At 61.9% G+C, this 12266-nt stretch carries 6 protein-coding genes; all 6 read right to left on the reverse strand.

Annotated elements, in window-relative coordinates; genetic code table 11:
• Nucleotides 1–131: 131 nt before the first annotated feature.
• Entirely contained in the window at nt 132–4754 is a 4623-nt protein-coding gene (locus ABSG20_RS17565) for an amino acid adenylation domain-containing protein (protein WP_423865782.1), read from the reverse strand.
• Complete coding sequence (locus ABSG20_RS17570; protein WP_423865783.1) at nt 4744–9774, reverse strand: type I polyketide synthase; 5031 nt, start codon at nt 9772–9774, stop codon at nt 4744–4746. Before ABSG20_RS17570 ends, ABSG20_RS17565 begins: the two co-directional genes overlap by 11 nt.
• Complete coding sequence (locus tag ABSG20_RS17575) at nt 9771–10139, reverse strand: acyl carrier protein (RefSeq protein ID WP_423865784.1); 369 nt, start codon at nt 10137–10139, stop codon at nt 9771–9773. The genes ABSG20_RS17570 and ABSG20_RS17575 overlap by 4 nt, the downstream gene beginning before the upstream one ends.
• Before the next feature lie 95 nt (nt 10140–10234).
• The gene (locus ABSG20_RS17580; protein ID WP_423865785.1) at nt 10235–10957 is read right to left on the reverse strand and encodes a 4'-phosphopantetheinyl transferase family protein; all 723 of its coding nucleotides are present in this window, start codon (nt 10955–10957) and stop codon (nt 10235–10237) included.
• 245 nt (nt 10958–11202) lie between these two features.
• Nucleotides 11203–11544 (reverse strand): AtuA-related protein, encoded by a 342-nt coding sequence (locus tag ABSG20_RS17585; protein WP_423865786.1) that lies wholly within the window; start codon nt 11542–11544, stop codon nt 11203–11205.
• An 8-nt stretch (nt 11545–11552) separates the two neighbouring features.
• Nucleotides 11553–12266 (reverse strand): acyclic terpene utilization AtuA family protein (locus ABSG20_RS17590; RefSeq protein ID WP_423865787.1); only part of this gene is annotated, 714 nt, incomplete at its 5' end.

A 12266-nucleotide genomic window follows, 5' to 3' on the forward strand; every position in this document is an offset into this window, starting at 1 on the left:
CAAAGCAGAGATCGGGTTCGTTCTGAGCCTCGATGTACGGAATGCCACGGCGGTCGCGGCGGATCAGCACGTCATTGCTGAGGCCGGCGACGCGGGTCGGAACATGCGTCGCGTCCATTGAATCCCCCTTGTCACTGCGCGCCTGGTTTTTTCCCGCGCGCGCTCGTTAAAATGATTTCCGAAACAAGCCTGTCGGGCTCAAGGAGAGCTGCCTGAATGATATGGGTCCACAAATGCAGTACGTCAGAGATCAATTGGTTCGAATAGTGTGCCACTTTGTAGGTGACCCAACAATCCAGTTTCTGCTCCGATTCGGCGAATTCGAATACCAGATCGGCCTGCGAGCCGACAACATCCTCGACCGGCGGGCGCTGGTTTTCCCACATCGGCACCACCTCGAGACTAGCCTTGCGGTACCGCATGTCCGGCGTACGGGCATAGATCATCAAAGCGGGAAACAGCTCGATGATGTCCTGTTCGGTCAAACCGACACTTTCGTGCCGGACGATGAACGCGCCAGGAAGCTCCTGATGCTGATGAATCTGCAATATCTCGCTTTGTGCCATCAAAAGCAGATTCCGGAATGTGTAATCGTCGGGAGCCTGCAGGCGGAGCAGCATGAGGTTTGCGAAGTACCCCACCATCTCCTGGCATTCAGGGCGCGCCCGCCCCGAAAACACGGTGCCCAGACGCACATCCCCGTTTCCCGTCCAAGCATGAAGAAGCATTATGGTCGCCGCGGACAGGGTGACAAAGCTGGTGGTGGACTCGCGAGCTGAGAATTCGCGCAGAGCCCTGAACACGTCTTCCGGCCAGGTCAAGCGTTGGCGTTTGGAATGCTGGTCGCCCATAGCCCCGGCCGGCCGGCCAGAGGGACCGAAGGGAGCCGTCGGGCGGTGCAGTTTCGAACGCCAGAATGCGATTTCCCCGTCGACGAGTTGCGCGAAGGCGGGCCCCTGCTGCCACTCTGACCAGTCGCCGTACTGGAAGGCCGGTTCAGGCAGACAGACGGGAGCCCCGTCCGAAAGCTGGCCGTAAATGATGCCGATCTCCTCGGCAACGATGTTGAACGAAATGGCATCGCAGGCGAGATGATGGATGGTGATGATCAGGACATGGTCGACAGGAGACATCCTGACAAGACAGGCCCTGATCGGAAGGTCCCTGCTCGGATCCATGGGGCGGCAAATCTCGTCGTAGATCGCGGCCTCGCACAGCGCGCGCTGGGCGCCCTCGGGCCCGTGATCGAGATCCACCTGACGCCATTGCAGGTCCGGCGCTTGCCAAACGCGCATGTTTGCCTCGGTTCCCCGGGCCTCGATCGTGAAGCGGAGACTTTCGTGGCGAAACGTGACTTCGGTGATGCTTTTTTTCAAGATATCGGGCCGGAGAGGTCCTTTAAGCCGAACAACCCGGGGCACGTTGAAGAGATCGGTAAGGCGTTTGGTCCGCCAGTCGCGCCATAGGCAATGCTGGAGCAGACTCATCGGGCGCAATGCGCTCTTGCGGCGGACCAGTGGCGGCAGCCCCACGCTTTCGGGCCGGTCAATCGGCGCATTGGCCGATGACCGCCGGGAGCGGATCAGGGAAGTCAGATCCGCCAGACCGGAATGTGAAAATAGTTCTTCATGCGACAGCTCGATGTCAAACGCCGCGCGCAGACGGACCCGGACAAGCATGAGCGAGAGCGAATGGCCTCCAAGGGCGAAGAAATCCCCATCCGGGGGAATGTTGGAGATACCGAGAATTTCATTCCAGATCCGGGCGACGGTCTCGTCTTCGATGTCGTGCGGGGCGGCGACCGCCGTCTCGGTCTTGCCGCTTAGTCGCTCCAGCGCCGCCTGATCCAGTTTGCCGCGTTTGGTTCTGGGAAGTTCATCAAGGAACACGAACGCAGCCGGGATCATGTGCGGGGGCAGACACTCGCGAAGGGCGTTCCGAAGCTCGCCTTCGGGTGGGCGAGTGCCGCCACCACAGACCAGGAAGGCAACGGTGCCCGGACCCCCAGGCAGCGATGCGATCAAGGCAACATGACATTGCCGAACGTCCTTCTGTTCCAGCAGGGCGGTCTGGATCTCGACCAGATCCGTCCGCTGACCGCGAATCTTGACCTGACTGTCGCCGCGACCCCGCCAAAGGATCATCCCGTCTTCTCGGATGCTGCCGCGGTCGCCAGTCCGGTACAGCCGCTGCCCGGGCAGACTTGAAAACGGGTCGGGAATGAAGACCTCCGCGGTTCGGTCCGGCGTGCCGCGATATCCCCGGCTGACCCCTACACCGCCGATATATATCGAGCCGGAGGCGCCGATCGGGACCGGCTCCAGCGCGTCATCCAGCACGTACACGCTATTGTTCGTCGTCGCGGTTCCGACGGTGACCAATCCTCGAAGGGAATCCGGCACTCCGCCGCAATGAAACCGGCTTCCCGAATCGGAGCATTCGGTCGGCGCATAGACATTCATGATCGGCGTATAACGGCGTGTCCATCGCCTCGCCAGTACCGCGTTCAAGGCTTCGCCGGCAGAAACCAGGCAGCGAAGGTGATGGCCCGGCAGCGCCTCGCCGTTGCTCAATTCAAGTGCCGATAGCACCGCATCCAGATAGGTCGGCACCAGCTCGAGAATGGTGACTTCCGCCTCATCGACCTGGCGCAGCAGCTCGACGCCATCGCGCACGACGGCTTCGTCGAACACGACTGTCTGTGCGCCGGCCAATAGCGGTGCAAACATTTCCCATATCGCGATATCAAACGTGGCCGGAGCGGTCTGTGCAACAATGTCGTTCTCGCTCAACCCGAGGTCTTCGATCTTGAGCAAGAGATGATTGAGCATGCCTCGATGCTCGACCATCACGCTCTTGGGCCGACCCGTGGTCCCCGACGTGTACATCTCGTAGGCCAGGCTGTTGGGCCAATAGTCTCCGGGGCGGCCGTAGACATCGTCGGCGCGGCGGCGCAGGTCGTCCAGCGAAACCATGGCGGGCCGATCCTCCGGCGGCATCCGGGCCAGCAGCTGGTGTCCGAGCGCCTCGCATTCAGGCGCCACAACAAGACAATGCGGACGGGACATCTCGACCATGCCGATGAGGCGGGGCGCCGGGCTCCGATGATCGAGTGGCAAATAGACGCCACCCGCCTTCCAGATGGAGAGAACGGCCACGACCAGTTCTGCACGCCGCGGGTGCAGCACGGCCACGACGACTTCGGGGCTGACGCCGAGTTGGCCAAGCCCCTCGGCGCAGGCGTCGGACTGGTCGTCGAGCTGACCATAGGTGAGAGTGCGGTTGCGATCGCGTATCGCGACCGAGCCCGGCGCGCGTTCCCGCCGCTTGCTGATCAGCTGAACGATGCCTTGATTGCCGCAACGGCAATTTTTTGGTCCCTGTCCCGCTGCGATTTGCGCCTCTCGCCATTTCACGGGAATCGCGCTGATCTCGCCGACCTTCCTGGCCGCCGAATGAATGAAATCGGACAAGACGGTCGTGAAGGTCTCCAGGATCCGGCTGGCCTTTGCCCCGTCTACCACCGCGGTATCATGCACGATCATGATTTCGAGCTCTTCGGCCGCACGGACAGCAATGCTGACGGCGTGATTGGGACGGTTGATGTAGTGGACGTCCTCGATTTGGACCTGGCCGCCGATCACCGCCCGGGACGGATAGTTGTCAAAGATGAGCAGGGTGTCGAACAGGCCCTGGTTCAGGGGCAGGCCGCTCGCCTTGTGAATGTCAGCCAACGGCAAATACGAGTTTTGCCGGACGTTGAGCTGATTTTGCTGAAGCCCGGCGAGCCACTCCGTCAGCGCAGCACTTGCAGCGACCTCAACGCTGATCGGTACGGTGTTGATGAACAGACCGACCACCGTGCTCGCGTTGCTGAGTTCGGCGGGCCGATCAGCCACGGTGCTGCCAAAGACAATCCTGCTCTGGCCGGCGTATTTGCTGAGAACGATCGCCCACGCGCCCAACAGCAGGGTGTATAGGGTGATCCGCTGCGATGCGGCCAAGCGGCGCAGAGCCTCCAACGTCTTCCGGTCGAGAACGCCGCCGCATTCCCTCATGGCCTGAGCCGCGCCGGATCCGCTTCCACCCCACACCAGGCAGTTGGCCGGACCAATATCTTCCAGATATGAAGCCCAGAACTGCTCCGAGTGAGTTCGCTGCCTGGACGACACGATTTCCACGTATTCGCGAAGTGATGTCGGCGCCTGCGACGGCGGCGGACCGCCCTCGACCAGCGCGGCATAACGCTGCCCGATCTCATTAAGAAGAATGGAGACGGACCACCCGTCCAAAATCAGGTGGTGGTAGCTCCAGATGAAGGCGTAGCTGCTATCTCCGGTACGTCCGAGATAGAGCTGCATCAACGGTGGACGGTGAAGATCGAAACCGTCCTCCGTCGTCTTCTGCAGTTGAGCGTCGAGCCGGCTGCGCTGGCTTGCTTCGCTTTGGCCGCGCAGATCCTCGCATTTTATAGGCATCGGCGTCGGACCGAGGACCACCTGGTAGGGACGCCGCATTCTTTCGGTGACGAATGCCGTTCGCAAAGCGCCATGCCGGCTGATGGACGACTGCCAGGCCTGCGCGAAGGACGGCATATCCAGCGCCCCGACGATCTTGCCCTTCAAGTGATCAACATAGGCTCCGCGATTGTGCGGATTGAGACTGTGGAACAAAATTCCCTGCTGCATGGGCGTCAGTGGAAAGACGTCCTGGATTTGAGAGTAGCCAATCGCTGCGAGTGAACTAGTTTCCAAAGAGCTTCCTCAATTGCTCCAATTCCTCCGGCTGCGGATCGAGATCGGCGCGGAGCTGCGGCGGGACGGACCGTTTGCCGTTGTCCGCGGCGGCGTTCGTGATTCCGGAACTGACCTGCCGGTTGCGCGCCATCGGGCTTTGGGCCAGCTTGGCGACGGTCGAATATTCATAAAATTGTTCAGGGGTGATGACGATTCCCATGCGGTCGTACAGCGACAGAACTGCCTCCATGAATATTGTGGAATCCGCCCCGAGGTCCAGGAAGTCGTCGTTGATGCCGATGCGCTGCAGCCCGAGCAGAACCAAAAAAACCTGGGCGATGGACCGTTCGGTATCGTCTCCGGGCGGCACATAGGCGTTCGGGAGGTCGGGCCGCGGATGCAGCACCGAGGCTTCGGGTCTTGCGAGCTTCTGCTCGGAAGAATTGACCTGCGTGAGATCTGCAGGGGTGACAATCAACCGCGGCGGGATGGAATGGTGAAGCAGCCTTGCGAGGCATTCGATGCCTTCGTCCTGACTGATGCCGCGGGATCTCGCGTCCTCGGCAAACGCCACCACCGCGTCGTGGTCCGGCAGCTGTACGCTTGTCATCAGTACACGGCTGAACGAAAAGCCGCTGAACGCCACCAGCACCCTGCCGTCCCGATCCATGATCGTGATGTCCAGGCCGAGCCGCCCGGAAGAACCCGCCTCGGGCTGCACTGCGGCGTGAGCATAGATGTGGGGCGGAAGCGGCGCGTGGACCCTCATCTCCTGGAAGAAAATCGGGACGTGATAACCCTCGCTTTCGTCCTGGGTATAGAAGCTCGTGGCGACATCGAGCAGCGCCGGATGCAGGGGGTGCAATGGCAGGTCGGCATGAAATTCGTCGGACAGATGCAGTTCCGCCAGCGCCTCATTCTGGCCCACCCACACCGTACGCAGCGATCGCCACCGCGGTCCCACCTGATAACCTTCATCCGGCGCCGTCTGCGGCGAAGTTCGGTCAAGCCTGATTGTCCGCACCGTGCAGCGTTCTCGAATGTCTTCAAGCCGCCCGGTCTGCGGCGCCGCGGTGAGGGATGAGATCATTCCGGCAACATGCGTTCGCGTGCCGTCGCGGGTGGTAACCCGAAAATGATGCTCGCCCGCCGGCGATTTTCGCAACGTCAGGCCAAGATCGACGCCATTGGTGTCGTCGACCTTGAGCAACTGCGTGAAGGAGACCTGACGCATGGCGACCGCCGCACCGGGATGCTCGCGGCGGAACCGCCGCGCGACCAGGTCAAGATAGCCAGCTCCCGGGAAAGCGCGGGCGCCGGCGACGCGGTGCTCATTCAATCGCCAATCGTTCGGCCCGATCACAATCGTCTCGGCTTCTGCCGTGGACTTCCCCATCCCGACATTTCGCCAGCGGTCCCAGTTGACGGAGATGATTGTCCCGGCCGAGCGGAACGCCTGCCTCTCGGCATAGGCATCGAGGAATGCGTTCGCCGCGCAGTAGTCGGACTGGTTCGGTGCTCCCGTCAGCGCCACCGTGGACGAAAAAAGCAACAGGAAGTCGAGATTGTATTCGTCGGCTAAACCGCCCAAGGCGAGGGTGCCGGCCACTTTCGGTGCGAGTGCGTCGCGCACGTCCGCATCGGCGGCTTCTCGGACATGGCCGGAGCCTGCAAGCCCGGCAGCGTGAAACACCCCATGCAGGGCACCAAAGCGCTGCCTGGCCAGTTCAAGCGCTGCTCGAAGTTGTTGCGGCTTCGAGACGTCCGCTTGCACCAGCTCGATCTCCCCGCCCAGGGACCTGACTTCGTCGAGGACAGCAAGATCGCTTGCGGCCTCCTTGATCCCACGACGGTTGACCAGGACCATTCTGGCCCGAACACTTGAGGCCAGGTATTTCGCAACCGCAAGACCGATACCCCCGAGGCCGCCGGTCAAAAGGTAAACCCCGCCTGCGCGAAGTCTGCTTGGCACCCCGGAAGGGCGCGGCAGACGCAAGGGTTCGGCGGCTTGCAGCCACCGTGTCGAGCCCCGCCACGCGATCAGCGGCGCCGAATGTTCGCTGCAAACTTCCAGCAAAATCTGATCGATCAACCGACTTTCCCAGCGCGATCCGGGTTCCGGCCTGGGAAAATCCAGCCAAACACAGTCGAGACCGACATCGTCTCGCAACGCGCTGCACGCCCCCCTCAGCATCGCTTTCACTGGATCTCCGCCACCCTCGCCGGCGATTTGAACGGCGTCGGAAGAAATCACCGCGATCCGCTTTGGACGTTGCAGCCGCCGGTCCAACGATTTCGCGATCGCGCAGAGCCCATGGAAGGCCCGATCCACGGCCCCTTCCAGGTCCCGATCCGGTCCGTCCTGATCGCCCCAGTTCAAAAGATGAATGACAAAGTCCGGAACGAGCGCGCGGTCGGCAAGCGAGTCCCACAACAGGCCGTGATCGTCGGCGGACCGCAGCCGGACCACATAATGAAAGGCTTCGCGCTGCTCGAATTTTTGCCCGGTACTGACGCGGATAAGTGTGGACCCAGGCCTTCGAAGCCGTCGTTCGAAGTCCTGAACAATCCTCTGTTCGTCCGTTACGATCAGCCAGGTCGCAGGCGCGCTCTGCGCCAACACGGGATGCGCCGGCGCGTCTTGCTTCCAGGAGGGAATCCAGAACAGGTCGTCCGGCTGCCGTGAGCGGTTTTCGCGACGCGCCGCCGTCGCCTCCCACCAGTAGGGGGCGCGCTCAAAGGGATATGAAGGTAGCGGAATTCTGCGACGGGACTCGGTCGCGTAACGTTTCGACAGCTCGACCGGCGCTCCCTTGACCCAGAGCGCGAGCAAGGTGCTCAGCACAAATTGATCGGCGGTGACCTGCACGTCCCCCGCAGGGATGATCGCAAATAGATTCGCGGCTCGCTCCGAACAATCTTGCGGACCAACTTCGAGGATCGGATCCGAGCCGCGATCGCCGGGAAAAACCTTCGCGGCCACATCCCGTGCCGCGGCACGTCCGGCCGCGGCCGTGAGAAACTCCTCCTTCGCGAGCCAACGATCCTGCGACGGGTCGTAAACCGGGATCGTTGGGTTACTCAATTCTGACGCGGTTATCTCGCGCCCTCCCAACGCGACCGAGAGAGCCGCCTCAAGCCTCATGACCTCCGCCACGATCGCCGCCGCGAGCAGTCCGTAGCCGCAGCCGGAGAGCGCTTGCGGCCGCACGCCCCACCCCGCCAGCAGTTGCGCGAGCGAGTACTGGACCGCCACCAGAAGCCAGGGTGCATGGCTGACTTCATCCTCCGCAGGAAGTCTCACATCGGCGCCCATTCCATTGGCCGCTTCGACGCAGCGCTCCAGCGCGTCCGCGGACAGCGCTTCACCGACCATCAGTTGCCGGATGGCCTTTCCGGTCAGGCCGCCTTCGCCGGGAAAAAACAGGCGTATCGCGGCGGCATGATCTGCCGCCTCGCCCGAAACCATCTTGCCTGCCGGATCCTTCAGCAGGCGGCCGATATCCTCTGTGGTCGCCGCCAGGAAGGCGCGCCGAAAACGCATCGGCGAGCGCCCCTGCTGCAACGTGTAGGCGATGTCCGCAAGGCAGGTTTCCGGAGCGTCCGAGCAGAACTGCTGCAGCCGGCGTGTTGCCGCCTCCAGCGCCGCGCCGGATTTGGCGGAGAGCACGATGGCATGATGCTTGACGGAACTTGATTCCGCATCCGTGACTGGTGCTTCCTCGAGAATGATGTGAGCGTTGGTCCCGCCGATGCCGAACGAACTCACCCCTGCCCGCCGCGGCAGTGCGGTTCCCTGCCAGGGCTGCAGCTCCGACACCACATGGAACGGCGTTTGTTCGAAGTCGATCTTGGGATTCGGCGCACGAAAGTGGAGCGAGGGTGGAAGTTCGCGATGTTTGAGTGCCGCGACCACCTTCAAAAGGCCGGCAATACCGCTTGCCGTGTTGAGGTGACCGATATTGGTTTTCACCGAGCCAAGGCCGCAGAACCCGGTGGCCGGCGTGGACCTGCGGTAGGCTTCGGTCAGCGCCTGCACCTCGATCGGATCGCCCAGTGGCGTCGCCGTGCCGTGGGCTTCGACGTAAGAGACGGTGGCTGGATCGATGGCCGCGCTCGCCAGAGCCTCGAGCACCACTTCGCGCTGGCCTTCGACCGATGGCGAGGTGTAACCAACCTTCGATGACCCATCATTGTTGACCGCCGAGCCTCGAATGATCGCATGAATGCAATCGCCATGCGCCAATGCCTCGTCGAGACGCTTGAGTACGACAATGCCGGCACCGCTGCCGGGCACCGTTCCGGCGGCATCGGCATCGAACGCCCGACAACGTCCGTCGGGGGAGAATATCGCTTCGCGGCTAAAGTGAAATCCAACGCGTTGCGGGATATTCACCGCTACCCCGCCCGCCAGCGCCAGATCGCATTCGCCTCCGAGGACACTTTCGCAGGCCATGTGAACCGCAACGAGAGAGGTCGAACATGCCGTCTGCACGGTGACGCTTGGTCCGCGTAGATTGAGCCTGTAGGACACGCGGGTGGTCAGGTAATCCTGCTCGTTCCCCATCAGGGTCTGAAAATCGTCGCCGACCATTCGAGTATTGGTCTGGCGAAGAACGTGACTGAGCAGATAGGAGTTGAAGGAGGTGCCTCCATAGACGCCGACCAGACCGGCCCCGCGGCCGCCGCCATATCCCGCATGCTCAAGCGCCTCCCATGCCATCTCGAGAAAGATGCGGTGCTGCGGATCCATGGCCCTGGCTTCGCGGGGAGAGATGTTGAAGAAATTCGCGTCAAAAAACTCCTCGCCGTCCATGACCCCGGCGACGCGAACGTAGTTGGGATCGCTCAGTTCGCGGGCCGAGACGCCTGATGCCTTGAGCACTTCTTCGCTGAAGGTCGTGGTGCAATCCTTCCCCCCACGCAGATTTTCCCAATATTGCCGGAAATTCGCGGCGCCGGGAAACCGGCAGGCCAGGCCGATGATCGCGACACCGCTGCTGGCATGGACTTCGTCCTGCACCCGCGCCTCGCTCATCGACCTTGATCCTCGCGGCCCACCGCGCGATGCGCTCGCCGCTTGTTTTGTCTTGCCCTCAGCCGGTCGCTCGACGGTGGCTGATCGATTGGCGTGGTTGCCTCCTCGGGAGCAAGCGTATCGTGCAGGTGCCGCGCCAACTCCGCGACCGTCGAATGCTCGAAAAGCATCACCGGCGAGATCGTCAGGTTGAGTTGATTTTCGATCCGATAATGGACCTGGATCAAGCTCGCAGAAGTCGCCCCCGCCTCGAACGGCCGATCGTGAGCGCCGAAGGTCGCGATGCCCAGGACGTGACGCCAGGCGGAAAGGATAATGCTCTCGATCGCAGCCAGACTGGGCGGTGCCGCCGAAACGGGTTTCATGGAAGGTCCTTCGCGAATGCGCCCTTATTCCCCACAATTGTCCAAGATCCGTCCGATATACATTGCAAGCCGGTCATGCCTATCGTGTGATTGCCCTAGGCCTGTTTGAGTCCGAGGAATTGCGGGTAGAGATTGCGCGCCCTAATGCTGGCCGGAGCCGGCACCGCAACCGCGGCGGCGAACCCGTGGTCACCCAGATCGGCCATCGTCCACGCCGCAGCGGACGCTGGATCGCTGTTACATCGAAGGAGCCTGGGGCAGGCATCGGGCGCGATCGTCACAGCGAAGCTGTGCAGCGGCCGGCTCAGGCCTTCCCCGGTTGCCTTGATGAAGGCTTCCTTTCTGGTCCAGCCGGCATAGAAGGCTCGCGGCTGAGCCCGCTGCGGAAGAGATGCGAATTCGGCCTGCTCTTCCGGAGCGAAGCAGGTCGGAACCAGGGCTGAGACCCGCGCGAAACCATCCATTCTTTCAATATCCACGCCGACAGGCGCCGCGCAGGTGACGCCGATCACCCCGGCACCCCGTGAGTGCGCTACGTTGAACTGGATCCGCGCATCCGAATTCGGCGCGAGCGCCGGCTTGCCCCTGGCAGAGTATTCGAACTGCAGGTCGGACGGCGCCATACCGGCATACAGCGCGAGCAAGTGTCTGAGTATGCCGCGACAGACCACGAACTCGTTTCGATCGCGGTCGAATACGAAGCGGTTCGCGCGCTTGCGCTCATCCATGGACAGGACCACGGCAAGTTCGTTGACGGCAAACTCGGCGGGCCGAAAAGTCCAGCAATGAACCTCACCTGGACCAATTTCGTACCGCATGGCTCAAGCTCACATCGTCTGGGATCGCCCGAAACGGACCGGCCTACGATGCGGACGCGGCGCGGCCAGACAAGGGATACCGCAACCTTTCAGCAGCCCTCGCCCGCCCCAATGTCCAGTCGCAACCTCCGATAGGGCATTATGCAGAATGTTTCGGTTTTGGAAAGGGTCGCAGTCACCGCGCTCAGCCTTTCATGGCGTAACCGAAGTGGGCTTCCATAGCCCCACTTTCAAAGGACGATGGATCATGGCGCGAGCTGCAGAGTTTTGACGATGTCGGGCATGTCAGGCAGTTCCATATCCAGGAGGGCCGAGCTCAATCCCTTGCCGTGGGCGTCGAGCGCCAGGGATCGCGTGACGCCGCCGCCCAGGGCATTGGTCAAAACGAAATTCAGCGCGCCGATCATCGGCAGCTCGTAACGCGTCACCTCGCCTTTTGCGATTTCCGCAAAATGTGCCCTTACGCGCCCGGCGGTCACGTGCTGGCGCAAGAAGTCGTAATGCGACTTGTCGAAGGCGATGACGGAGATATTCGACGTATTGCCCTTGTCGCCGGTTCGGGAATGCGCGATGTCGCGTAATTTCATGGCCATGCTCACGCTTCGATCAGTTGAATGGCGGGTGCGGTCAATTCTTCAGGCAGCAGTACGGACACAACAGCCACGATCTCACGCGCTGATTTGAAGGCACCCCCACCACCCGCCGGACCATTTGTGTAGAGTGTTTCCACCTCGTTTCCGATCCGAACCGCTTCGGCAAGGCTATCGGTACGGCCGGCGACGCGAATACGGACTTCGTAGGGTTGGCCAGCGCTGGACAGATTGGCACCGTGCAGCGAATCCGCGCCGATCAGATCGAAACGGGCTTCCGTCATCTGCACGCCGGTCAATTGCAGGCGCTCGCGAACGATATCGAGTGCGAGCCGGCCTCGTTTTTGTGCGCCGGGCCCGGCGTATGACATCTGGCCCTCGCCGATATAGCTGTCGATATATCCAATCGAGGTTTTCAATTTCCCGGTCTTCGGCTTGCCGCTGCCGCCCTGGATGTGCACCCGGTCGGGACCGATTTGCGTGACGGTCACCTTCGAGAAATCGCCGACGACGTCCGGTTGCATATACCGTGTGGGATCATGCACCTCATACAGCAACTGCTCCTTGCAGGTTGCCTCGGTGACGGCGCCGCCTGATCCCGGTACTTTCGTGATGATGAGATCGCCGTCCTCGCTGACTTCGCCAATCGGAAAGCCGAGGCGTGCGAGTCCGGCGATGTCCTTGTAACCGGGATCGGCAAAGTAGCCTCCGGTGATCTG

The sequence above is a fragment of the Bradyrhizobium sp. genome (genome assembly GCF_049512235.1).
Classification (GTDB): Bacteria; Pseudomonadota; Alphaproteobacteria; order Rhizobiales; family Xanthobacteraceae; genus Bradyrhizobium.

Bases quoted from the DNA above. Each gene is read 5' to 3' on its own strand.
- ABSG20_RS17570 (WP_423865783.1), bottom strand. From the start codon at position 9,774: ATGAGCGAGGCGCGGGTGCAGGACGAAGTCCATGCCAGCAGCGGTGTC.
- ABSG20_RS17575 (WP_423865784.1), bottom strand. From the start codon at position 10,139: ATGAAACCCGTTTCGGCGGCACCGCCCAGTCTGGCTGCGATCGAGAGC.
- ABSG20_RS17580 (WP_423865785.1), bottom strand. From the start codon at position 10,957: ATGCGGTACGAAATTGGTCCAGGTGAGGTTCATTGCTGGACTTTTCGG.
- ABSG20_RS17585 (WP_423865786.1), bottom strand. From the start codon at position 11,544: ATGAAATTACGCGACATCGCGCATTCCCGAACCGGCGACAAGGGCAAT.